This window comes from Streptomyces sp. NPDC021224 (assembly GCF_044332905.1).
Taxonomy (GTDB): Bacteria; Actinomycetota; Actinomycetes; order Streptomycetales; family Streptomycetaceae; genus Actinacidiphila.
Map to the genome: position 1 here is coordinate 483,152 of NZ_JBIRPW010000006.1, position 23,803 is coordinate 506,954.

20 protein-coding genes are annotated in these 23,803 nt (G+C 75.0%); 8 read left to right on the plus strand and 12 right to left on the minus strand.

What is annotated here, in order from left to right; translation table 11 throughout:
• Positions 1-8 precede the first annotated feature (8 nt).
• On the plus strand, positions 9-2,762 hold the full coding sequence (locus tag ACH4PY_RS18635) for an alkaline phosphatase family protein (RefSeq protein WP_398183310.1): 2,754 nt from the start codon (positions 9-11) through the stop codon (positions 2,760-2,762).
• A 114-nt stretch (positions 2,763-2,876) separates the two neighbouring features.
• On the plus strand, positions 2,877-3,278 hold the full coding sequence (locus tag ACH4PY_RS18640; RefSeq protein ID WP_398183313.1) for a hypothetical protein: 402 nt from the start codon (positions 2,877-2,879) through the stop codon (positions 3,276-3,278).
• A 10-nt stretch (positions 3,279-3,288) separates the two neighbouring features.
• Here the strand turns inward: ACH4PY_RS18640 and ACH4PY_RS18645 are convergent, their stop codons facing one another.
• The 7 genes from ACH4PY_RS18645 to ACH4PY_RS18675 all read right to left on the minus strand — a co-directional run bounded on the left by ACH4PY_RS18645 (position 3,289) and on the right by ACH4PY_RS18675 (position 11,492).
• Positions 3,289-4,527 carry a nucleotide disphospho-sugar-binding domain-containing protein gene (locus tag ACH4PY_RS18645; RefSeq protein WP_398183450.1) on the minus strand — a complete coding sequence of 413 codons (1,239 nt, stop codon included), beginning with the start codon at positions 4,525-4,527 and terminating at the stop codon, positions 3,289-3,291.
• 54 nt (positions 4,528-4,581) lie between these two features.
• The gene (locus ACH4PY_RS18650; RefSeq protein WP_398183316.1) at positions 4,582-6,183 is read right to left on the minus strand and encodes a copper resistance CopC/CopD family protein; all 1,602 of its coding nucleotides are present in this window, start codon (positions 6,181-6,183) and stop codon (positions 4,582-4,584) included.
• Positions 6,174-6,662 carry a hypothetical protein gene (locus ACH4PY_RS18655; RefSeq protein ID WP_398183319.1) on the minus strand — a complete coding sequence of 163 codons (489 nt, stop codon included), beginning with the start codon at positions 6,660-6,662 and terminating at the stop codon, positions 6,174-6,176. Before ACH4PY_RS18655 ends, ACH4PY_RS18650 begins: the two co-directional genes overlap by 10 nt.
• A gap of 112 nt (positions 6,663-6,774) precedes the next feature.
• Positions 6,775-7,503: a hypothetical protein gene (locus ACH4PY_RS18660; RefSeq protein ID WP_398183322.1), complete on the minus strand. Its 729-nt coding sequence runs from the start codon at positions 7,501-7,503 to the stop codon at positions 6,775-6,777.
• A gap of 523 nt (positions 7,504-8,026) precedes the next feature.
• Positions 8,027-10,267, minus strand: coding sequence for an FtsX-like permease family protein (locus ACH4PY_RS18665; RefSeq protein WP_398183325.1), 2,241 nt, complete (start codon positions 10,265-10,267; stop codon positions 8,027-8,029).
• A complete protein-coding gene (locus ACH4PY_RS18670; RefSeq protein WP_398183328.1) occupies positions 10,264-10,971 on the minus strand; it encodes an ABC transporter ATP-binding protein in 708 nt (235 codons plus the stop codon). The genes ACH4PY_RS18665 and ACH4PY_RS18670 overlap by 4 nt, the downstream gene beginning before the upstream one ends.
• Complete coding sequence (locus ACH4PY_RS18675; RefSeq protein ID WP_398183331.1) at positions 10,968-11,492, minus strand: PadR family transcriptional regulator; 525 nt, start codon at positions 11,490-11,492, stop codon at positions 10,968-10,970. Before ACH4PY_RS18675 ends, ACH4PY_RS18670 begins: the two co-directional genes overlap by 4 nt.
• A gap of 201 nt (positions 11,493-11,693) precedes the next feature.
• Here ACH4PY_RS18675 and ACH4PY_RS18680 point away from each other — a divergent pair, with 201 nt between their 5' ends.
• Positions 11,694-12,065 carry an SH3 domain-containing protein gene (locus ACH4PY_RS18680; RefSeq protein ID WP_398183334.1) on the plus strand — a complete coding sequence of 124 codons (372 nt, stop codon included), beginning with the start codon at positions 11,694-11,696 and terminating at the stop codon, positions 12,063-12,065.
• Positions 12,066-12,236: 171 nt separating this feature from the next.
• Positions 12,237-13,745 (plus strand): MFS transporter, encoded by a 1,509-nt coding sequence (locus ACH4PY_RS18685; RefSeq protein ID WP_398183453.1) that lies wholly within the window; start codon positions 12,237-12,239, stop codon positions 13,743-13,745.
• A 32-nt stretch (positions 13,746-13,777) separates the two neighbouring features.
• Here the strand turns inward: ACH4PY_RS18685 and ACH4PY_RS18690 are convergent, their stop codons facing one another.
• Both ACH4PY_RS18690 and ACH4PY_RS18695 read right to left on the minus strand, forming a co-directional pair.
• Complete coding sequence (locus tag ACH4PY_RS18690) at positions 13,778-14,992, minus strand: MFS transporter (RefSeq protein ID WP_398183337.1); 1,215 nt, start codon at positions 14,990-14,992, stop codon at positions 13,778-13,780.
• A 343-nt stretch (positions 14,993-15,335) separates the two neighbouring features.
• A complete protein-coding gene (locus ACH4PY_RS18695; protein WP_398183340.1) occupies positions 15,336-15,767 on the minus strand; it encodes a hypothetical protein in 432 nt (143 codons plus the stop codon).
• 240 nt (positions 15,768-16,007) lie between these two features.
• Here ACH4PY_RS18695 and htpX point away from each other — a divergent pair, with 240 nt between their 5' ends.
• From htpX to ACH4PY_RS18710, 3 genes are all read left to right on the plus strand, one after another.
• Positions 16,008-16,910 (plus strand): zinc metalloprotease HtpX, encoded by a 903-nt coding sequence (gene htpX / locus ACH4PY_RS18700; protein WP_398183343.1) that lies wholly within the window; start codon positions 16,008-16,010, stop codon positions 16,908-16,910.
• On the plus strand, positions 16,907-18,115 hold the full coding sequence (locus ACH4PY_RS18705; RefSeq protein WP_398183346.1) for a universal stress protein: 1,209 nt from the start codon (positions 16,907-16,909) through the stop codon (positions 18,113-18,115). The genes htpX and ACH4PY_RS18705 overlap by 4 nt, the downstream gene beginning before the upstream one ends.
• Before the next feature lie 221 nt (positions 18,116-18,336).
• Positions 18,337-19,605 carry an MFS transporter gene (locus tag ACH4PY_RS18710; RefSeq protein ID WP_398183349.1) on the plus strand — a complete coding sequence of 423 codons (1,269 nt, stop codon included), beginning with the start codon at positions 18,337-18,339 and terminating at the stop codon, positions 19,603-19,605.
• A 22-nt stretch (positions 19,606-19,627) separates the two neighbouring features.
• On the opposite strand, the gene ACH4PY_RS18715 is transcribed toward ACH4PY_RS18710, so the two are convergent.
• From ACH4PY_RS18715 to ACH4PY_RS18725, 3 genes are all read right to left on the minus strand, one after another.
• Positions 19,628-20,242 (minus strand): hypothetical protein, encoded by a 615-nt coding sequence (locus tag ACH4PY_RS18715; protein ID WP_398183352.1) that lies wholly within the window; start codon positions 20,240-20,242, stop codon positions 19,628-19,630.
• Positions 20,243-20,286: 44 nt separating this feature from the next.
• Entirely contained in the window at positions 20,287-21,318 is a 1,032-nt protein-coding gene (locus ACH4PY_RS18720) for a hypothetical protein (RefSeq protein ID WP_398183355.1), read from the minus strand.
• A gap of 76 nt (positions 21,319-21,394) precedes the next feature.
• Entirely contained in the window at positions 21,395-22,279 is an 885-nt protein-coding gene (locus ACH4PY_RS18725; protein WP_398183358.1) for a fructosamine kinase family protein, read from the minus strand.
• 122 nt (positions 22,280-22,401) lie between these two features.
• Between ACH4PY_RS18725 and ACH4PY_RS18730 the strand changes: the two genes are divergently transcribed.
• On the plus strand, positions 22,402-23,595 hold the full coding sequence (locus ACH4PY_RS18730; protein ID WP_398183360.1) for a Shedu anti-phage system protein SduA domain-containing protein: 1,194 nt from the start codon (positions 22,402-22,404) through the stop codon (positions 23,593-23,595).
• Positions 23,596-23,803 lie beyond the last annotated feature (208 nt).

Sequence of the window (23,803 nt, forward strand, 5' to 3'; positions counted from 1 at the left end):
GGAAATCCATGCAGGTAACGCGCAATCGCCGGCGTGTCGAGAGGGTGGGATTCCTCTCGAAACACGTCGGTCACCGCGTGCCCCTGGTAACGGCGGGAGTCACCGCGCTCGCGGTGGCCGCCACGGGAACGGCGTTCGCCACGACCAACGGGTTCGGCACCCAGCAGGTCGGGCAGGACACCAAGGACGGCACGGTCATCTCCAGTGACCAGTACCTGGCCCCGTACGGCGACCGCCTCGTCATCAACAACGGCAAGATCATGTCGTCCACGGTCAGCCCTGACGGCACCCACCTCGCCGCGTCGGTCACCGACGGCGGCGTGGCGCTCGCGATCGTGGACCTCAAGGGCGGCAAGGTCCAGCAGACCGTCGGCAACTCCGCGTCCGCGAACCTGCGGATCAAGGGCAACGACATCGGGCAGGAGGGCCCGACGTACTCGCCCGACGGCACGCAGCTGTGGCTCGGCCAGACCGACGGCTACACCAGGTTCACGGTGAACGACGACGGCACGCTGGCCGACCCGGTCACCGTCGCGATCCCGGCGGACGGCAGCAAGCACGCGCTGGCGAGCGCCGCGGTCTTCTCCGCGGACGGCTCCACCGTCTACTCGGCGGTCAACGGCCAGAACCGGGTCGTCGCCATCGACGCCGCGACCGGCGCGATCACCCGCAGCTGGGCCACCGGCAACGCGCCGCGCGGCCTGGCCCTCGTCGGCGGCAAGCTCTACGTGAGCAACGAGGGCGGCCGCACCGCCAGGCCCGGCGAGAGCACCATCAACTCCTACGGCACGCAGGTCCCGGCCAACCCGGTGACCGGTGCCACCACGACCGGCACCGTCAGCGTCATCGACGTGGCGAACCCGTCCGCGGCCGTCGGCAGCATCGACGTCGGCCTGCACCCGACGGCGCTCTACGCCCACGGCAGGACGCTGTTCGTCACCAACACCGCGACCAACAGCGTGTCCGTCATCGACACCGCCCGCGGCAAGGTCGTGCAGACCATCGCCACCCAGCCGTGGCCGCAGGCCACCGTCGGCTACGAGCCAAACGCGGTGACGCTCACCGCCGACGGCCACCTGCTGGTGACGCTGGGCCGCGCGAACGCGGTCGCCGTCTACCGCTTCACCTCCGCGCAGGAGCCGGTCAGCTACGTCGGCCTGCTGCCGACGGACTACTTCCCGGCCGAGATCGCGACCGTCGGCAACAAGATCGTGGTGTCCAACACCCGTGGCATCGACGCCCGCCGCCCCACCACCGCGGCCGGCCACGCCACCCACGACACCACGTCGAGCCTGACCACCTTCACGCTGCCGAGCGACAAGGTGATCCGGTCCGAGACGTCCAAGGTCTTCACGCAGAACGGCTGGATCGGGGACAACGTCAAGAACGCCCCGGGCAACCACTACGGCAAGAAGCCCGTGCCCGTACCGGCCCGCCTCGGCGACCCGTCGACGATCCAGCACGTCTTCCTGATCGTCAAGGAGAACCGGACCTACGACCAGCTCTTCGGCGACATCGCGAACGGCAACGGCGACCCGGCGCTCGCGGAGTTCGGCGAGAACGTCACGCCCAACCAGCACGCCCTCACCCAGCAGTTCGGCCTGTACGACAACACGTACGACATCGGCACGAACTCCGCCGAGGGCCACAACTGGCTGATGCAGGCCGACAACCCGGAGTACACCGAGTCCTCCGCCGGTGAGTACCTGCGCAGTTACGACACCGAGGACGACGCGCTCGGCCACCAGAAGAGCGGCTTCCTGTGGACCGGCGCGCAGGCAGCCGGCAACACCGTCCGCGACTTCGGCGAGTTCCAGCAGTTCCTGACCAAGCCGGCCGCGGCCACCTGGCAGAACCTGTACTGCGACGCCAAGACGATGGACGCCACGGGCGCGCCCACGCAGTACCCGCTGGACTCCTCGTCGCCGATCCCGTCGCTCAACGACGTCTCGGTGCACGGCTTCCCGAAGTTCGACACCTCCGTGCCGGACATCTACCGCGAGCAGCTGTGGGAGCAGGACTTCGCCAAGAACGGCCCGGCGAACCTGAACATGTTCTGGCTCTCCAGCGACCACACCGGCGGCCCGGCGAACGCCGCCGCGCAGGTCGCGGACAACGACCTGGCGGTCGGCCGGATGGTCGACACCATCTCGCACAGCCCGTACTGGAAGAACTCGGCGATCTTCGTCGTCGAGGACGACTCCCAGGCCGGTCTCGACCACGTCGACGGCCACCGCGCCCCGATCCAGATCATCAGCCCGTGGGCGCAGCACGGAGCGGTCGACAGCCACTACTACTCGCAGATCACCATGATCCGCACCATCGAGCAGATCCTCGGCGTCCAGCCGATGAACCAGAAGGACACCGCGGCCACGCCGATGACCGGTGCCTTCACCGCGAAGCCGGACTACACGCCGTTCACGGCGTTGCCCAACCGCACCTCGCTGACCGCCGGTCTGGCCACCCCGCCCTCCTGCGGTGTGGACACCCCGGCCGCCCAGGACCCGGCCGCCGCTCCCGTGCCGTCCGCCGTCGTCCCGGCCGCCGAGAGGGCCACGGCCGCGCAGTGGGACAGCTGGAAGTCCAAGCAGCGGCTGACCGGCCCGAACGCGGTGCCGGACTACGCCAACCCCGCGCAGATGAACCACTTCACGTGGTACCAGACGCACGACTGGAAGAAGCCGTACCCGGGCGAGAGCCGGATCTTCGCCCCGGACGACGTCCCGGGCGCGTTCATCCCCTCCACGGAGAACGACGACTGACGTCCCGTCGACGACGGCCCCCGCCCGGCGCACCACGCGCCGGGCGGGGGCCACCGCGCTGCCCGGGACCTCGCGGGCCGGGCGGCTGTCGGTGCGGGATGCCAGGATGCGAGGGTGCTGCTGACACCCGGGAACACCCTCTTCGTCCGCGGGCAGACCCCCGTGCTGCTGCTGGCCGACGCGCCCGTCCACGACGCCCTTCCGGCGGTGGGCCGGGAGATACCGCGGCCCGCGGGCTGGAGCGTGCTGCCGCGGCTGACGCTGTGCGTCGTCGACGGCCCCGGCGAGCACGGCGTCGTGATCCCCGCGCTCGCCGCGCCCGTCCTGCCCGCGCTCACGGCCGCCTCTGCCGCCGCCGCGGACGCGGAGGCCGGCATGGGCGACTGGTGCGCGGACGCCGAGGCCGCCGGGGGCGTGCTGGTGCTGTCCCTGCCGCAGCTCCCCGCCGAACTCGACCTCGCCGCCCTGACGTCCGCGGGCTCGGCCCGCGGCGGGTTCCTTCCGCTGGCGGGCTGAGCCGCACCCGTCACGCCAGCTCGGCCAGGGCCGTACGGACCGGGGCGACGGCGTCCTCCGCGCCGATACGGCGGGCGAGGGCCGCGGCCCGCGCCGCGTACCCGGGGTCCGTCACCGCCCGCCGGACGGCCGTGCCGAGCGTGTCCGCGGTGAGCGCACGCAACGGGACGGGCACGGGGGCGACGCCCAGGGCGGTCAGGCGGCGGGACCAGAAGGCCGCGTCGAACTGCACCGGCACCGGCACCGCGGGCACCCCCGCGCGCAGCGCCGCCGCCGTCGTACCCGCACCCGCGTGGTGGACGACCGCGGCCGTGCGCGGGAAGAGCAGCTCGTGCGGGAGGTCCCCGACGGTGAGCATGTCGCCGCCCGCCGCCTCCCCGGCGTCCAGCCCGCTCCAGCCGCGCTGGACCACCCCGCGCACCCCCGCCGCGCGCAGCGCCCGCACCACCGCGGCGCTCAGCCCCGCCGGGTCCGGCACGGTGGCGCTGCCGAGCCCGACGTAGACGGGCGGCGGGCCCGCCGCGAGGAAGTCCTCGACCTCGTCCGGCAGTCGCGCGCCCGGTGCCGCCCGCGGCCACCAGTAGCCGGTGACGGTGAGCCCCGCGCGCCAGTCGGCGGGACGGGGCAGCACATGGCGGCTGAAGCCGTGGAAGACGGGCCAGTCCGCCCGCTCCCGCGCCCGCCGGGCCGCGCCCACGCCGCGCGGCGGCAGCCCCAGCCGGATTCGCAGATCCCGCGCGGCGTCCCGGAAGACGGTGTCGAGCCCGGCGTTGACGGCCCGCGCCGCCGCCCGGTTCACCGGCCCGCCCCACGAACCCGTACCGATCACCGGCGGCGCGAACTCCCGGGTGGGCGCCAGCGGTTGCAGATACACCCCGAGGCTCGGCACCCCGAGCCCCTCCCCGATCACCTGCCCGAGCGGCGCGACGGCCCCGCCCAGCAGCAGCACCTCCGCGCCCTCGGCCGCCGCGAGCATCGCCCCGGCCATCTCCCCGACCAGCTCGCGCGCCATCGCGAACACCCGCCACAGCTTCGCGGCGGGATTGCGCGCGGCGTGCAGCCCCTGCCCTGCCCGCGACGCCAGTTGGGCCCGCGGATCCACCGGCAGCCCGTGGAAGCCCACCCCGGCGTCCGCCACGATTCCCGCGAAGCGCTCGTGCGTCACGACCGTCACCTCGTGCCCGCCCGCGGCGAGCCCGTGCCCCAGCCCCGTGTACGGGGCCACGTCCCCCCGCGAACCCGCCGTCATGATGACCACACGCACGGTCACCAGTATGCCGGACGGCCCCCGCCCGCGGGGCGTTCAGCGTGCCGCGCGGGCCACCGGGGCGACGGCGGGCCCGGACGCGCCGCTGTGCGCGGCCGGAGCGGTGGCGGTCAGCAGCACGGTGACGACCAGCACGGCGGTGAGCCCCGCCAGTTCACCGAGGACGGTACGGGTGACGGCGGAGGCAGCGGGCGGGGTGGGCCCGCTGGGCGCGGACGCGGACGCGGACGAGGCGGCGGGCGCGGTGGACACCGCGGGTGTGCGGGTGTGGCGGAGGGCCGCCGCCGCGAGGACGGCGAGGACCAGTGCGATCTTCAGCAGCAGCAGGCGGCCGTAGTGCGTGCCGGTCAGCGCGCCGAAGCTGCCGAGCAGCCGCCAGGCCTGGTACGTGCCGGTGGCGATCAGCACGGTCACCGCCGTGAGCGCGAGCCGGGTGAAACGCCGTGCGGCCACGGCGAGTTCGGGCCCGCGGTGGCCGACCAGCAGCACGGCCAGGGTCGCCACGCCGCCCGCCCACACCGCCATCGCCGTGACGTGCAGGGTGGTGACGAGCACGCCGAGCGGCGCGAGCGGCTCGCTCGGGGCGTGGCTGGTCTGGCTCCACGTCAGTGCCAGCAGCAGCGCCAGCGGCACCGCACCGGCCGCGCCCGCCCGCCGGTGGCGCAGGATCTGCTCACCGACCACCGCGGTCAGCGCGAGCAGCATCAGCCGGGCGACGAGCGTGTGCCCCACGTGCGTGCTCAGCGTCGCCGACAGCAGCGACCGGTCGCCGACCCGGGAGAGCGACGCGCCCTGCGTGGTCGGCCCGTGGACCAGCAGTTGTGCGACGGTGCCGACCAGTGCCGCCGCCCACCCCACGGCGGCCGGCCACCGCAGCCGCGCCCACGAGGGCCCGTGCCCGTGCCCGCTCCCGCCGGGCGGGGCGTGCACGACGTCGATCCCGACGAAGGGGCCGGGTGCGGTCCGTACGCCACCGGTGCGGGTGCGCGCGGCGACGGCGGTGCCGCCGGGGCCGGGCGGCGCCCCGCCGGGGACGTCGGCCTCCCCGCCCCCGGCCCCCTCCTCCGGCGGCCGCGGCAGGCAGGACGCGCGGACGGCGGTGAAGCCGGTCATCGCGGCGAGGCCCGCGAAGCCGAGCCACACGGCGGTGTCGAGGACCGCGCCGGTGAGGCGGTCGCCGGCGGTGGGCGTGGCGGTCGCGGGGGCCGCGGAGGCGGCGCCGACGGAGAAGGTGAGGGCGCCGGTGGTGGTGTGGCCGTCGTCGGTCGCGGTGGTGCGCCAGGTCAGGACGTACGTGCCGGGGCGCCGCTCGGGCGCGAGCCCGACCCGGATCCGCTCGCCGCCCGGCCCGGCGGCGACCGGCGCGCCCTCGTCGAGGCGCTGCCCGCCGGGGCCGATGACGTGCACGGAGCTGAGCCGCGGTGCGATCCGCTCCGAGAAGACCAGCGTCACCTGCCGGGGTTCTGCGGTGAGCACCGCCCCGTCGGCGGGCGACGACCGTACGAGGTCGGCGTGCGCCCCGGCCGTACCGGGCAGCGCGAGCAGCGCGACGACCGCGAGCGCCGCGCCCGCCACGAACCGCCGCACCGTGCGCACGCACACCCGCCCGCCCGCGCGCGGGCCCGGCCTCAGTGGCATGACCCGCTCGCACGGCGCTGCCGGACGACGGAGTCGGCGCCGCCCCGGAAGGCGGCGAGGGTCTGCGGGTCGGGGGCGAAGCGCCAGTGCCCGGCCGTGCGGCGCAAGGTGTTGGCGCCCTGCGCACCGCCGTGCGTCCAGCTGACCTGGAAGGCGTCCGGGCCGGTGCGCGAGCCCGTACCGAGGACGTACGGGATGCCCAGCGCGGGCCGGCACTCGGTGTTGGCGCGGACGAACTCGTCCTGCGGTACGGCGTCTTGGGCGTCGGCGGTCCACAACTGCCAGGCGCCCGCCCAGTTCCCGCCGGACAGCCGCCCGAACTCCTGGCGGGCGACGGCGTAGGCCTGCTGCCCGGCGGCGGCGTCCGCGCCGCTCACGCCGTGCCCGGACCCGGGCCCGCCGGACCGTACGGCCGCCACGGTGGCGACCGCCGCGGCGGCCACGCCGAGGGCCACCCATCGCTTCGGTACGCGCACCACCGCGCACCCTCCTTCGTCCGTCCGTGGATGCGGCCGGGAGCGGGCGCCACACGCACCGGGCGCCCGCCCCCGGGGTCGGGGGACGGCCTGACCAACAGCCGTCCGCGGTCCGTCAGTTGGTCAGGCGGTCGGTGCCGTAGTGCTCGATCAGCGACTCGTTGGCCTTGAGGTCCAGGTCGGCCGTGAACTTCAGCGAGTCGCGGATCTGGGTGTTGCTGATCGCCGAGGACGGGACCCCGCCGAAGGTGTACGTGAAGGACTGCCCGGGTGCGACCTGGCGCTCCGCGAGCGTCACGTCGTGGAAGCCGAGCCGGGCGATGTAGAACGACGTGCCGTCGCCGCGCGGCACCTCCAGGTAGTCCTGCTGCGGGTGCCCGTAGGCCTGGGTGGAGGTGTAGCTGTGGTCGTCGGAGCCGGACGGGGCCCGGAAGACCAGCACCGCGCAGTCCGTGGACAGGGTCTGCGAGGAGGTGTTGGTGAAGACGAAGTTCCAGTCGCCGTACCACTGGTTGCCGGAGAAGGTGACCTGCTCCGAGAGGCCGACGTTGCTGGTGAACTGCGTGGTCAGCGGCTCGCTGAGGACGGGGTTGGCGCCGCTGAGCGGGTGGTCGACGCCGTTGGCGCAGCGCTCCAGGGAGGAGCTGTACTGCGAGGGCTGGCCGGTCGCGGTGGCCTGCGTGAAGCTGGACGGGCCGGAGCTGACGGCGGTGGTGGTGTTGGGGTCGGCCGAGGCCGTACCGCCACCGGCGAAGGTGGCGAGCCCGGCGAGCAGGGCGACGGTGCCGAGGCCGGCGGCGACGCCGAACCCGGTGGATTTTCCGCGCATGGTGATTCCGCGCATGGTGAGGACGATCCCTTCGATCGCGAACGAGCAGGCGTGCAGCCCGCGGCGGGCACCGCGGGCCGGTGGGGGCACGGCGGCGCGGTGCGCTGCACCGGCCGCTGTTACCTCGTCGACGCGTACGGCGCTCGGGTGTCGTTTCGGGCGCGGGGGGAGGCCGGCGACGGCCGGCCGTTCCTCCGCACGGCACCCGAGCGGGGTTGCCCAGTACGGTGGCACTCGCCGCAACCCGGCGCAAGGGTCTGGACCAATCAGGTCTGGACCTTTACGTATCGCGCCTGGTTGCAGGCCTGCCTCGCATCCCGACTCCGGTTCTGCTGACGGAAATTGGTCTACACCACGACATCCGGCAACGCCCCAGGACGGCACCCTGACAACGTCGGTCACCCGCCGGATTGGTCTGCCCGGAACGGCCGCCCGCGCGCCCACCCGTACCGTCCCTGAAGCCGCGCGGGCCCGGGGACGCGATCGCGCCACCCGCCGACCGGCGGATGGCGCGATCCGGATCCCGCGCGGACCCCCGTCACTCGTTGCGCGCGTTCTCCGGTCCTGTGACACGCGCCAGCAGCGGCAGCGTCGCCCCGATCACCGCGAGCGCCGCGGCGATCCCGCCGCCGACCATGGCGTAGTACTCCGGGCCCGGCGGCCGCAGCGAGTAGTCCAGCTGCGCCTTCAGGAAGAGCTGGGCGGCCAGGAACCCGGTGCCGATCGCCACCACCGCGACCGCCAGCATCGGCACCGCGCTCTCCAGCAGCACGACCTGACGCAGCGTCCGCAGCCGCACCCCGGTCAGCCGCAGCAGGCTGAAGGGCCGCTTGCGGTCACCGATCCCGCCCGCCACCGCGACCGCGAGGCTGCACCCGGCCACCGGGAAGCTCACCGCGATGACGATGTCGGCGAGCCGCCGGTAGCTGTCCAGCTCCTGCGCCGACGCGGCGCGGTTCTCGGCGAGGGTGTACGGCGGGTCGTCCCCCGGGTAGGCCCGCGCCAGCAGCGTCCGCACGGTCTCGACGGCCGGCTGCGAGCCGTCCGTGGTGACCGCGATCTGCACCACCGGCAGCCGCCGCAGCGCCTCCGGCGTGAGCGTCGCGGCGGGCCAGCGGGCGGGCCACGTCTGGTCCTTGGTCATGCCGTACACGCTGACCACGCTGTTGAACGACGAGGTCCGCGCGCCCGGCGGGCAGGCCCCGTACACCGGCACGGTGGCCAGTTGCGCGCACTCCACCAGCCCGCCGCCGAAGGCCGCGCGCGGGTCGCCGCCGCCCGGGTCGGAGTGGATGACGAGCACGCCCCCGACGCCGGGCACCGCGCGCAGCGCCGCGACCACGCTGTCCGGCGGGGTGGCCGCGGTGCCCTGGGGGTGGCCCCGTTCGAAGGTCTCGTGGTCGCTCACCACCGTGTCCCGCACCGCCTTGCCCGCGCCCGGCAGCCCGCGCTCGTGCACCATCGCGTCGATGATCCCGACCGCGGTGGTCGTCACGCACAGCGCCAGGACCAGCCCGCTGACCGCCCGGAAACCCGCCTTCGGGTCGTCCGACAGCCGCCGCCCGGCGACCAGCCCGGCGGCGCGCCGGGCACGCGCGGCCATCAGCCGCGCCCCCGCCATCGTCAGCCACGGCCCGGCCACCACCAGCCCGCCCAGCACCACCAGGATGCCGGGCAGGAACGCCCGCACCTGCCCGGTGCTGGTCGCCGGGCGGTGCCCGATGAAGCACGCCAGCTCCACCAGCCCCGCCACCAGCGGAATCAGCCGGTAGGCGCGCGGCGGCCGCGGGGTGACCCGGCGGGTCACCCCGAGCGGCGAGATCCGCACCCGGCGCAGCGCGAGCCGCGCCGACACCGCCGCCGCGAGCGGCACCCCCACCGCGACCACCGCGATGTCGGCGGCGGACAGCGACAGGTCGGACAGGAAGAACGGTGTGCGGGTGAAGTCGACGCGCACCAGCAGCGGGCGCAGCAGCGCGTACAGGCCGAAGCCCGCCGCGACGCCCGCGGCCGCCGCCACCGTCGACTCGACCGTCGAGACCACCGCGATCTGCCGGGGTGTCGCCCCGACCAGCCGCATCGCGGCGAACCGCTGCTCGCGCGCGGCCGCCGACAGCCGGGTCGCGGTGCCGATGAGCACCAGCACCGGGAAGATCATGGCCGCGGCGACGACCGACAGGATCAGCTTCATACCGTTGCTGTTGGTGCCCACCGCGCAGCTCGGACCGCTGCAACTGCTCGGCGAGACACCGGTGATGGCCCTCACCTCGGTCGTACCGGGCTGCCCGGCCAGCTCGTCCGGGCGGTGACCGACCACGATGACGAGGGAGTCCGGGCCGGGCAGCGCCGCCTTGCCGATCGTCCCGGCGAGCCGGCCCGGGTAGCGGTCGGCGAGCTGCGCGGCCGGGGTGTCGCGCAGCAGCGCGGCCATCGCGGGCGAGGCGTAGAACTCACCCGGCCCCGGCAGCCGCGCCATGCCCGGCGGCACGGGGGAGTGCGGCCCGGTCGCGGCCACGTCGATCCGGCCGACCAGCTTGCCCTGGAAGCCGTCCGCGCCGATCCGCCACCACAGCGGGTCGGCGCCCGGCTGCGCCTCGGCCGGCACCCGGCCGGTGTTGAGCCAGCCGTTGCGGGCGTTCTGCGTGCTGGTGGCGTTGAGCGCGGCGAGCGTGGCCAGCAGCATCCCGACGCCCAGCGCGACGGCGGCCGCGATGACGAGCAGCCGCAGCAGCGCGTCCCGGCCCGTTCCGAGGGCCATCCGCAGGCCCAGCCGTATCACGTCCGGCTCCCGCCGAGCGCCGGGGTGGTGACGCGGCCGTCGCGCACCATGACCTCGCGGTCGGCGCACGCGGCGACCCGGGCCTCGTGCGTCACGATGACCGCGGTGGTGCCGTTCGCCCGGACGGTGTCGACCAGCAGCTCCATGACCTGCTCACCGGTGAGCGAGTCCAGCGCGCCGGTCGGCTCGTCGGCGAACAGCACATCGGGGCTGCCCGCCATCGCCCGCGCCAGCGCGACCCGCTGGGCCTGACCGCCCGACAGCTCCCCGGAACGGCGCCGCTCCAGCCCGTCCAGCCCGAGCCGGGCGAACCAGCCGCGGGCCTCGGCGAGCGCGGGCCCGCGCCGCGTACCGCGCAGCAGCAGCGGCATCGCGACGTTCTCCTCCGCCGTCAGCTCGGGGACCAGCTGGCCGAACTGGAAGAGGAAGCCGAAGCGGTCCCGGCGCAGCTCACTGCGCTCCGGCTCGCGCATCCGGTCCACCCGGCGGCCGTCGAAGAGCACCTCGCCGCCGTCCGGGACGAGGATCCCGGCCAGGCAGTGCAGCAGCGTCGACTTGCCCGAACCGCTCGGGCCCATGATGGCCACGATCTCCCCGCGCCCCACCGCGAGGTCCGCGCCGCGCAGCGCGGGCGTCTGCCCGAAGGCCAGCTCCACGCCCCGCGCCTCGACGAACCCCGCGCCGTCGCCCCCGCCCCCGCTCATCCCCGCACCTCCCGCGCGAGCGCGGACAGCCGGGCCTGCGTGACGTCGATCCACCGCAGGTCGGCCTCCAGCCGGAACATGCTGTGGTCGGCGAGCAGCTTGTCGACCAGCGGCCCGGTCCGCTTGACCTCGGTCAGCTCGCGCATCCTCCGCACATGCGCGGCCCGCTGGAGGTCCAGGTACGCCGACGCGTCGCGCTCCAGCATCAGCGCGAGCACGACCTTGGTGAACAGCTCCGTCTGCAGGTGCTGCTCGGTCTCCACCGGCTCGGTCAGCCACGTCTCGACCTCCGTGGCCCCCTGATCGGTGATCACATACCGCTTCCGGTCCGGCCCCGCCCCCGGCTCCGCGGCCCCCACCACCACCTTCCCGTCCCGGGCCAACCGCCCGAGCGTCGAGTACACCTGCCCCAGCAGCAGCGGCTTGCCGGGACTGAAGTACGTGTCGTAATCCCGCTTGAGGTCATATCCATGGCTCGACTGCCGTTCGAGCAGCCCGAGAAGCGTCATCGGTACGTTCACACTCGGTGTATACACTGGGTGTGCACACCGGGTCAACGCGATGCCGGACCGCCGATCGGGTAGTGCCGTGTGCGCCGACGGAGGGGCTTCGCGGCACGGCTCGGCACGGCGGGCGGGTGCGGGGAGGAGGCTCGGCGGGCGGGGAACCGTTCCGCGAACCGCCGGGCGTGCCCGGTGGGGTCCCACAGCAGGAAGGACGTCATGCCGCAGTTCGCCACGTCGAAGCCCCTGACCACCCTCGCCCTCACCGCGGGGGCCGCCGTCCTCGGCCTGTTCGGTGCCGTCGCCCCCGCGGGCGCCGCCACTGCGGGCACCCAGGCCGCGCCGGCCACCGCGCGGAACGGATACGTCGACGGGCAGGTCGTGTCCAACCTGCCGCTGACCATCCGCGCCGCCGCGACCACCAACTCCGCGGCGCTCGGCAGCTACCCGCCCGGCGCCATCGTGCACATCTCGTGCAAGGTCAACGGCCAGACCGTGGACGGCAACCCGCGCTGGTACAAGCTGCACGACCGCACCGGCTGGCTCGCCGCCCGGTACGTCGTCAACCTCGGCACCGTGCCCTGGTGCTGACCGGGCCCACGAGCACCGCGTGACCGCCGCGCACGGCGGCCGTACGTCCGACGTACGGCCGCCGTGCGCGGTCGACGTATCGGCGGCGGCGGCGGAGGAGGAGGGCCGGAAGTGGACGCGCGCAGAGGACCCGGCCGGACGGGGGCCGGGCCGCGGCGCTCGGGCGAGCGGGTGGACCGGCTCTACCGCACCCTGCTGCGGCGCCGGAAGAAGTCGCTGGGCCCGGGGGACGTCGCCGTCGCCGACCTGCCGAAGGTGCGGCTCGCGGTGGGCGCCGCCGCGCTCGGCAACACCATGGAGTGGTTCGACTTCGGCGTCTACGCCTACCTCGCCGACACCCTCGGCAAGGTCTTCTTCCCCTCCAGCTCACCCGGCACCCAGGTCATCTCCACCTTCGCGACCTTCGCCGCCGCCTTCCTCGTCCGCCCGCTCGGCGGCCTCGTCTTCGGCCCGCTCGGCGACCGCATCGGCCGCCAGCGGGTACTGGCGATCACCATGATCATGATGGCCGCGAGCACCCTCGCGGTCGGCCTGCTCCCGACGTACGCGGCCGTGGGCTTCCTCGCGCCCGTGCTGCTGCTGGTGTGCCGGCTCGTACAGGGCTTCTCCACCGGCGGCGAGTACGCGGGCGCGACCACGTACATCGCGGAGTACGCGCCCGACCGGCGGCGCGGCTTCCTCGGCAGCTGGCTCGACTTCGGCACCTTCATCGGCTATTCGCTGGGCTCCGGCCTGGTCACCGTGCTGACCGTCACCCTCGGCTCGCAGAGCCTCCAGGACTGGGCCTGGCGCATCCCCTTCCTGGTGGCCGGGCCGCTCGGGGTGACCGGCCTCTACATGCGGCTCAAGCTGGAGGACACCCCCGCCTTCAAGGCGGAGGTCGAGGAGGCGGCCCGGTCCGTGCCGGGCGAGGGCAGCCCGGTCGACGAGGCCCGGCAGTCCGGGCGCGGGCGGCTGAAGGACATCTTCACCGGCCACTGGCAGGCCATCCTGATCTGCATCGGGCTCGTCCTGCTCTACAACGTCACCAACTACATGGTGACGTCCTACCTGCCGACGTACATGACGTCCACGCTCGACTTCGGCGACACCACCGCGCAACTGCTCGTGCTCGGCACCATGCTGCTCGTCGTGCTCACCATCACGGCGGTGGGCCGCACCTCCGACCGGTGGGGGCGGCGCCCGGTGTTCATGACCGGCAGCATCGCGCTCATCGCCCTCTCCGCTCCCGCGTTCCTCCTGATCCGGCAGGGCGGCATCGTGCTGCCCGCGGTCGGCTGCGCGATCCTCGGCCTGCTGCTCGCGTCCTTCGCGGGCACCTCGGCGGCCACCCTGCCCGCCCTCTTCCCGACCCGCATCCGCTACGGGGCCCTGTCGATCGCCTTCAACCTCTCCGTCTCCCTGTTCGGCGGCACCACGCCGCTGGTCGCCTCCGCGCTGGTGGAGGCGACGGGCGACGCGATGGTCCCCGCGTACTACCTCATGATCGCGGGCGCCGTCGGCTGCGTCTCCACGCTCTACCTGCGCGAGACCGCGGGCAAACCGCTCTCCGGCTCGCGCGCGATGGTCGAGACCCCGGGCCAGGCCCGCCGCCTCGTCGCCCGCAGCCGCACGGCGGCGGGACGGCACGCCCGCGACGTCTGGCTGCGCATCCGCGGCCGCCGCCGTCCGCCCGGTTAGACTCCCGGCCGCTACCCCGGCGCCCCCGGCCGCTACCCCGGCGTACGGCGTACGGCGGCCCCCAGCGGGCGCAGCGCCCCCGCACTCACCAGCGCCATCGCGGCCGCCGCCGCCACCGCGACGGCGAAGCCCCCGCGGGCGCCGAGCGCGTCGACCGCCCAGCCGGAGGCCGCCGCCGCGGCGGCCGAGCCCGCGGCGCTCGCCGAACCGAGCCAGGAGAAGGCCTGCGTCAGGACCAGCGGATCGACGGCCGACTCCGTCAGCAGCGAGAAGAGCGCCAGCAGCGGCGGCACCGCCGCACCGGTCACCACCACGGCGGGCGCCAGCGCGACCGGCGAACCGGCGGCGAGCAGCAGCAGCCCGCCCAGCGTCAACGCGGCGGTGGCGGCGAGCAGTTGCACGGGCGGCGCGGCCCGCCACCGGCGCAGCCCGTACAGCCAGCCGGCCAGCAGCCCGCTGCCGCTGGACACCGCGAACAGCGGGGCCGCCGCGCCCGGCGCGCCGTGCTCGACCGCGAAGGCGGTCACCGACACCTGCATCGCGCCGAAGTACACACCGATGCCGAGGTTGAGGACCAGCAGGACCAGCAGCCCGCCGCCCAGCAGGGTGCGGCCCGCGCGGGCGCGCGCGGCGACGTCGGCGGTGTGCGGGGGCGCGCTGCCACGCCGGGCGGCGAGCAGCAGCCCGCCACCGACCGTCAAGGAGGTGGCCAGCGCGCTCCCCGCCGCCGGGTGCCCGGCCGCCGCGAGGGCGCTGACCAGCGCCGGGCCCACGAGGTAGGACACCGCGTTGCCGACCGACTCCAGCGCGAAGGCCGCGGGCAGCTCCGCCGCCCGGCCGTCGCGCAGCAGCGCCGCCCAGCGCGCCGCGGACATCGCCGGGAGCTGCGGCACGCTCGCCCCGACCGCCGCGCCGCCCAGCGCCAGCAGCGCGCGGGGGGCGCCCGCGGACGTCAGGGCCACCAGCGCGGCCACCGCGGCGGCGTGCCCGAGCAGCGCGGGCGGCAGCACCCGTGTCTGCCCGAACCGGTCGGCGAGCCGGGCCAGTTGGGGAGCCCCCAGCGCCTCGGCCACCGCGAAGCCGCCGCTCACCACCCCGGCGGCGGCGAAGGACCCGGTCCGGTCGTGCACGAGCCAGACGATGCCCAGCCCGGTCATCGCGCCGCCGCACCGCCCCAGCAGTGCGGGCAGGAAGAACGCCGCGGCCCCGGGGGTGCGCAGCAGGGCACGGTAGTTCGCCGTCGACACGGCGATTCCCTCTCGCTGCCCGGCGGGACGGCCTCCCGGGTCGCCGGTGCCCGTGCGTACCGACCCGTGGACGACCGCCTGGAACCGTCCAGTTGTGGCGCGGAGTGGGGACACACGCCCCGCACCGACTCCGTCACCGGGCAGAAGTCCTGTGATCAGTTCACCGGCCCCGGAAACGGGGCCGAGCAGCATCGAAGAGCATGGCGCGGACGAAGTCAACCGCGGGTGTCGTGAGCGGGGATCGGGGGGCGCGGGCGCGCGCGGGCCGGGTGCGCCATGCGCCCGGCCGTCCTCGCCCGAGCGGGCCCCCGCCCCGTACCGCGTGCCGCGCCGTCCGGCCGGTTCAGCGGTGCGGCCACCGGATCCGGCGCGGGCGCCACGGGTCGCGGTGCCGGTGCCGGTGGTGCGGCGGCGTTGACGGCACCGGGGGCGGGACCGGGGCCGGCGCCCGTACCGCCGCCGGGACCGGCCGGGCGACCGGGCTCGCGGGGTGCAGGCCCTCCTCGGAGTACGGCGTCGCCGCGATGGCCTCGACCATCTGCTGCTCGTCGAAATCCTCGGAGCCGGGGATGTGCGGGACGAAGCCGATGAGGACGTTGTCGCGGAGCACCTCCGCGTCCAGCCCGCCCGCCCCGCCGACGGTCCACAGGGCCTCGCACCCGTCCGGGATGACCACGCGGAGGGCGAAGTCGTACACGCCCTCGTCGGCGCGGTGGGCCATGATGCCCCGGGCCCGCAGGGCGGACACCAGGTGATCCACCCGCTCGCGTTCCATGGCACTTACCTCCTCGGGACCTGCCGTGCGCGGTACGCGGCGGGAGGTGCCGCCACCTGCGCCGACTCCACCGTACTGCGGTGACCCGGCCGCCTCCTCCCCGCCGGTTCCGGCCCCCTGCGCGCGGCTCGCCGACCGCCCGCCGTGAGCGGAGAAGCGGCATGCTGGAAGGAGGAAAGCAAACGCGCGCACCGGTCCGCCGCCGCCCGGCGGGGGACCGGCGGGAGGCGGTGAGGGCTCATGCGGTCCCGCTTCGCACCCGACCGGCAACTGACCGTGCGGATGGGGGTCGTCCTCTTCCTGCTCGGACTGGTCTACGTGGCCTTCGTCGCCGCGCTGGTCGTCCTGCTGAAGTCGGTCGTCGTGGTCGTGCTCGTCGTGGCCGCGCTGATCGCCGCCCAGTACTGGTTCTCCGACCGGATCGCGCTGTTCGCGATGCACGCCCGCGCCGTCACGCCCGAGGAGGAGCCCGCGCTGCACGGAGCCGTCGACCGGCTGTGCGCGCTCGCCGACATGCCCAAACCGGTGGTCGCGGTGTCCGGGACCGACCTGCCCAACGCGTTCGCGACCGGGCGCAACGCCGACCACGCCGTGCTGTGCGTGACGCGGGGCCTGCTGCGCCGCCTCGACGCCGGGGAACTGGAAGGGGTGCTCGCCCACGAGCTGTCGCACGTCGCGCACAAGGACGTCGCCGTCATCACCGTCGCGTCCTTCATCGGCGTGCTGGCCGGGCTGCTCGTGCGGTTCGCCTTCTACTCCGAGCTGTTCGGCGGCCGCCGCCAGGACCAGAACACCGCCGCGCTGCTCGCCCTCGTCATGGCCGTGTCCGCGGCCGCCTACCTGCTCGGCTTCCTGCTGACGCGGGCCCTGTCCCGCTACCGCGAACTGGCCGCCGACCGCTCCGCCGCGCTGCTCACCGGCCGCCCGTCGGAGCTGGCGTCCGCGCTGGTCAAGGTCAGCGGCGACATCGCCCGCATCCCGACGGAGGACCTGCGCACCGCCCGCTCCTTCAACGCCTTCTTCTTCACCCCCGCCCTGCGGGAGGACGCGCCGCTCGCCACCGTCCTGTCCACCCACCCCAGCCTCCAGCGCCGGCTGGACGCGCTGGGCCGCATCTCCACCGAGCTGGGCCTGCACTCGTGACCGCACCGGCCGCGCCCGAACCTCCCGGTCCCGCCGAGCCCCCCGAGCCTCCCGGTCCCGCAGGACACGGCGGCCACCCGCGGGGGAGCCTGCGCGTCTACCTGGGCGCCGCCCCCGGCGTCGGCAAGACGTACGCCATGCTCGCCGAGGGGCAGCAGCGCGCCCGCAGCGGCACGGACGTCGTCGTCGCCCTCGCGGAGGACTACGGCAGACCGCCGACCCGCGCGATGGCCGAGGGGCTGGAGACCGTACCCCGCCGGAGCGTGGAGTACCGCGGCTGCACCTTCACCGAGATGGACCTCGACGCCGTCCTGGCCCGCCGCCCGCAGACCGCGCTCGTCGACGAGCTGGCCCACACCGACGTCCCCGGCTCACGGCACGACAAACGCTGGCAGGACGTCGACGAGCTGCTGGCCGCAGGCATCGACGTGATCTCCACCGTCAACATCCAGCACCTGGAGTCGCTCAACGACGTGACCCGGGACATCACCGGCGTCACCCAGCGCGAGACCATCCCCGACGACGTGGTCCGCGCCGCCGACCAGATCGAACTCGTCGACCTCTCGGCGGAAGCACTGCGCCGCAGGCTGCGGCAGGGCGAGATCTACCCGGCGGAGCGTATCGACGACGCGATGGCCCACTACTTCCGCGCCGGGAACCTCACCGCCCTGCGTGAGATCGCCCTGCTGTGGACGGCCGACCGCGTCGAGGAGGCGCTGCTCCGCTACCGCCGGGACCACGGCATCCAGCAGCCGTGGTCCACCCGCGAACGCGTCCTCGTCGCCCTGTCCGGCGGCCCGGAGGGCGACACCCTCGTCCGCCGCGCCAAGCGCACCGCCTCGCGCGGCGCGGGCGGCGAGTTCCTCGCCGTCCACGTCGAGCCCGAGGACGCGGCCGCGGCCTGCTGCGCGGGCCTGCCCGACCACCAGCGCGCGCTGGTCGAGGAACTCGGCGGCAGCTGCCACACCGTGACCGGCGACAACACCGCGCGAGCCGTCCTGGACTTCGCCCGCTCCGTCGACGCCACGCAGATCATCATCGGCGCCACCACGCGCAGCCGCCTGCACCGGCTCTTCCGCCGCGGCATCGGCGAATCCGTCATCGAGGGCTCGGGCGAGACGATCGACGTGCACGTCGTGACGCATGCGCACGCCGCGCACGGGCGCTTCCTGCGCAGGCGCAGGGGGGCCCGCGAGAGGGCGTGACGCACGCACACCGGGCGGCGGTCGGCCTCACCCGCGTGCCCGGCCGCGTGGATGACGGGTATCGGCGCGACGCTCCGTTAGTTTCCTGTCACGCGCCGTGCCCCGCGGTCGCGCGCCCCGGACGCGAGAGGTGCCCCCGCCACGATGACGGCCCCGGTGACCGGACGACCGCGCGACGCTCCTGCCGCACGCGGTACCGGGCGCGCCCGGCCGGGGCCACGGTGAGGGGGCGCGGCGGCGGAGGCCCGTTCGCCGCCCTGCGCGAGCCGAACTTCCGGCTGTACGCGGCGGGGCAGTGCGTGAGCCTGGTCGGCACCTGGATGCAGGCCGTGGCCCAGTCCTGGCTGGTGGTGGAGCTGACCGGCTCCGGGACGGTCCTCGGGCTGGTGGTGGCCGCGCAGTTCCTGCCCGTGCTGCTGGCCGGGCCGTACGGCGGGCTGCTCGCCGACCGGGCCGACAAGCGCCGGCTGCTGCTGTGCACCCAGACCGCCCTCGGGCTGCTCGCAGGGGTGCTGGGGGTGCTGACCGTGACGCACGCCGTCCGGCTGTGGATGGTCGTGCTGCTCGCGGTCGCGCTCGGCACCGTCAACGCGGTGGACAACCCCACCCGGCAGACGTTCGTCCCCGAGATCGTCGGGCCGGGGCTGCTGCGTGCCGCCGTCGCCCTGAACAGCGTGATGACCAACGCGGCCCGCGCGGTGGGCCCGGCCGTGGCGGGCGTCCTGATCGCCTCCGTCGGGGTCGGCGTGTGCTTCCTGGCCAACGCCGCCAGCTACGCCGCCGTCCTGCTCGCGCTGCTGGCCATGCGCACCGAGCGGCTCCGCCCCGGCCCCGCGGTCGCCCGCACCTCCGGCCAGCTCACCGCCGGGCTGCGCTACGTCCGGGGCACGGCCGGGCTGTGGGCGCCGCTGGCCATGATGGGGCTGATCGGCACGCTGGCCTACGAGTTCCAGGTGGTCCTGCCCCTGCTGGCCCGCTCCGGTGGCCACGACGGGGCGCGTACGTACGGCTTCATGACCTCCGTCATGGGCGCCGGGGCCGTGGTCGGGGGTCTCGTGGTGGCGGCCCGCGGCCGGGTCGGGGTGGTCCCGCTCGTCGTGGCGGCCGCGGGCTTCGCCGCCGCGCTGACCGCGGCCGCCGCGCTCCGCCCGCTGCCCCTCGAACTCGCCGCGCTGGCCTGCGTGGGCGCGTCCGGCACGGCCTTCCTCGCCACCGGCAACACCACGCTGCAACTCGTCGCCGACCCGTCCTACCGGGGCCGCGTCATGGCCCTCTGGTCGGTCACCTTCCTCGGCAGCACCCCGGTCGGCGGCCCCCTGGTCGGCCTGGTCGCCGAACATCTCGGCCCGCGCGCGGGTCTCGCCCTCGGCGCCGCAGCCTGCGCGATCGCCGCCCTGCTGGGCCTCCTCGCCCTCTCCCGCGTCCCGCCCCGGCACCGCCACCTCGACCCCCGGCCGGCGGACCCACCGCCGGAGGCACACCACACCTGACGCGTCCGGCCCGGCCCGACGCTCAGGCGAGCTGCGTCTCACCCCGCGGCGTGAGCGCCCACCCGTCGAGGAAGCCGTCGTGCAGTCGGACCGCCAGCAGGCCCGCCGTGCCCGTACCCGCTGCCGCCCGCGCGGCGCCGAGGTGGAAGGTGACGAAGCGCGCCGTACGGTCACCGGCGGCGTAGCCGAGCGTCTTGGGCAGCTCCGGGTCCTCGGGCCCGAAGACGACGGACGGCGGCCCGAACGCGCCGAGCACCTCGGGCAGCGTGCGGTCGTCAGCCGCCCACGCCACCACCGCCTCGGCGAGGGCTGCGTGCTCCGCGCCCGTCAGCGTCCGGTCGAGCCGCAGCCACCCCCGCCGGTACGCGTCCTCGCCGTACTGCGACGCCACGACGTGCACGTCCGGCCCCGGAAAGGCCTCCCGCAGGAACGCCGACGGGGCGAGCCGCGCGACGGTGTCCGGTATCCACACCGCCTCCCCGGCCTCCGCCCCACCGCCGCCCGCCCCGGCCGCCGCCAGCTCGTCCAGCAGACGTGCCACGGCGGCGAGCCCGCCGTGCTCCGAGGGACGGCGTACGGCCCGGTTGAGGCGGGCGAGCAGCCGCTCGCGGGCGGGGGAGACGAGGATCCCGGTCACGGGAGCAGTGTGCCGGACGGGCGCGGCACCCGCCGCACGTTTCCTCACCACCTGCGGTCGTGGAGCGCGCGCAGCCACGGCTCGCGGACGGCGGGCATGCGCGCGAGGGTGTGCCGGAAGGCCTTGTGGGACGGCACGAAGGGCATCACCGGGTGCGGCTCCAGCGGATCGTCCCGCTCCACCCCGGCGGGCAGGCCGCCGACCACCGGAAGCCGGGTGCGCTCCTGCGGGAAGGCCATGTCGGCCCACAGCGCCGCCTCCACGGGTACGGCCGCCGCACCGCCGCGCGGCCGCCACACCTCGCCGGTCTGCGGATGGACCGGTACGAGCAGCAGCTCGGCGTCCGGCTCGCCCGCCCCCGGCCCTCCCACGTCCAGCCGCAGCGCGTCCTTCCCGGCGGGCAGGAGCGCGTCCTTCCCGGCGGGCAGCAGCGCCGCTACACCCCGCCCGAGGACGTCGGTGACCGGTCCGGGCCTGACGCGGACGGGCCTGCCGCCCGACGCCGCCACCAGGTGGGCGAGGGCGGCGCCCGCGGGGATGTCCTCGAAGCCGCCCAGCCCGCGCCACAGTGCCCCGTTCACGAGCAGCTCCGACCAGTCCAGGACCCGGCGTTCCGGCGGACCCGGCAGCCGTACCACCGCCTGCGGGAGCAGCCGGACGAGCTGCCAGTGCCCGCAGTCGTCGTCCCGCCCGCCGACCGGCAGCCCGCAGCTCAGGCAGCCGAGGTTCGGCCCGTAACCGCTGTTGATCCCCAGGCAGTAGCCCTCCGTCCGCCCCGCGATCAGCCCGGTGCCGCGCATGTCGCCGGGCGCGAGCAGCACGGTCCCGGCCGGCCCGTCGGACACCGAGGCCACCGGGGCGTACAGCCCGCGCGCCGCCGCCTCCTCCGCCCCGAACTCCGGGCCCGGCCGCCACGGGGGGCCGTACGGTTCGGGATCGACGGCGTAGGTACCCGCCTCCATGAGCGGCGGGTGCAGGGTCTCCCAGTGGGCGTCGCGCAGATGGACCGGCAGGGCCACCCGCGACACCGCCGCCGTGAGCACGGCACCGCACCCGGCGCACCCGAACACCGCCACGCCCCGCCTCCCCGTTGCCCCCGCCTCCCGTAGCCCCCCGCATCCCAGCGGACGGGGGACCGGGCGGCAAACCCTTTTACGCCCGCCTGCGGAAGGGCGCGAGCGTGCCGCGTACCAGCTCGGCCGCGCCCCAGTCGGGTTCGAACTGCGCGATGACGGCGAGGTGCTGGCGCAACTGGAGGACGGGCATGCGCTCCCGCCACCCCCGGTCCAGCCCGGTCAGTTCGGCGTACAGGCCGAAGAAGGCGTCGGCCTCGGGCGGCGGCGCCGTCGTCCACAGGTGGGCGAGGTCCACCTCGGCCCATGTGTACGACACCGCGGGGTCGATGAGCGCGGGGCCCCCGTCCGGTGCGGCCATGACGTTCTGCGCCCACAGGTCCCCGTGCGTCAGGCACGCGGGCGCGTCCGGCAGCAGTTCGGGCAGCCGCTCGCACAGGTGCTCCAGCGCCGCCCGGTCCCCGGCGTCCAACGCCCGCTCCACCCGCGGCTCGTCGAGCCAGCGCAGCAGCCGGTGCCGCGCGAAGAACGCGAACCCGTCGTCCTCCCAGTCGTTGACCTGCCGCCGCCGCCCCAGCCAGTTGTCCCGGTGCCACCCGAACCGTGGCTGCCGCGTACTCGTGTGCAGACGGGCGAGCCCGTGCGCGAACCGCTCCCAGAAGCCCGCGTCGTCCGGCCGGGGCCGCAGCACCGACAGCACGAGCAGATCCCGCCCGGCGAGCAGCACCTCCGGGGTGTCCACACCCCCCGCCGCCCGCAGGGCCCCGAGCCCCTCCGCCTCCGCCGCGAAGGCGTCGTCGGAGGGCGACTCCGCGAACCCCTTGACGAACACCTCCGTCCCGTCCCCCCGCCGCGCCCGCCCCGCGACCGCCGCCAGCCCCCCGGTGACCGGTTCGACGGCGCCGACGTCCCGCATCCCGGCGGCGTGGAGGCGTCGGAGCAGGAGCGATGCGGTATCCGTCATGGCCGCGATGATCCCCTCCGGCCGCGGGCCGTGGCAACGTCATCTCGTTCCGGCGGCACGGGAGAAGGACCCGGGTGTCAGACCCCGGCACGATAATCCGGGACATGTCCACACGGTCCGACATGGCACTCGAGTTGCACCTCGGGAAGATCCTCTCCGCGGCGACGGCGGAGCCCACCAGGGACGCGGTCTCCCTGGCCCTGGATCACGTCCGCTCCGGCACGGGAGGAAAACGCAAGGGAGGCAGACGGCTCGGCGAACTCCTCGGTGCGGCACGCCTCGCCGCCGCCGAAGCGGGGGAATGGGACACGGTGCGAGCCCTCCAGGACGCCCTGTACTACACCGAGGGGCGGCTCCTCCGGCCGGACTACGAGGAGAAGTACCGTCTGCACTACATCGACCACGGCCCGCGCGACAGGCTGGGACTCCAGTCGATCGCCAGAACCGTGGCCCTGAGCGCCGAACTCTGGTGCCTCGAAGCCGAGAGATATCTCGCCGCGCATCCCGGGGCCGACCTTTCCGAGGTGCTGGAAAGCATGCGCAAGCTCGCCGAGGACGCCCGTTTCACGCAGGCCCCGGAGGAGGACCCGGCGCGCTATCACATTCCGCGCGGGATCTCCGAACTGGCCCTCTGGACGGAGCGCGTGCTGCGCGACCGGGTGGAGGTCACGGACCCGGCGGAGTCCGCGCGACGGATCGTGTCGTCCCCCGAGGCGCTGTCCGTCCTGGCGGCGGACGAGGACGGCCGTACGGTCCTGCGCGCCGCCGAGATGCAGCGCCGCGCGGCCCGGCTCCGCGAGCTGCGCAAGGTGGCCGAGGACCCAGGGGCCGGCGAGCATGCGCTGCAACGGGCGCTGAAGGGGATGTACTGGATCTTCGGCGGGCGCTTCATCGGAGAGGCCGACCAGCGAAGGCTGGTCCCCGGCGACGAGGTCGACATCCCCCTCATCCGCAGCGACGGATCCCTGTACGTGGTCGAGCTGAAACGGGCCGCGGGTGTGGAACTGGTCAAGGGGCACCGCAACTCCCTCGTGCCGAGGCGGGACGTGCACGATGCCGTCGGCCAGGCGATCAACTACCTCGTCGGTCTGGACGAGCATCGCGAGCGCATATTCGCGGAGTTCGGCATCGACACGCGCCGCGCCAGCGCGCTCGTCCTCGTCGGGTATCCGCAGGGTGATTCGGGCGTTGCGGAGGAGGACGTCAACGAGGCGCTGCGCATTCACAACTCGCATCTGAACCGGGTCGAGGTTCGCACGTACAGGGAGCTCATCGACAGCGCCGAACGCGCCCTCGCGGTGGGCGACGCCGGGTAGCCGCCCGTGGCGGAGGCGAATGCCCGCGGGTGTCGGAAACTGTCGCAGTGTTTCTGACGTGAGGCCCTGGAGGCGAAGCCGCTGACAGAGCCCTACCGAGGCGTTGGAGGCCGGGGGGGTGCCGCCGGTCGCTGTACAGGTGTACCCCCGTGAAGCCTCCCGCCGACGCCTGCGCGGGCCCATGGCCCCAGGCGCCGCGACCGCAACG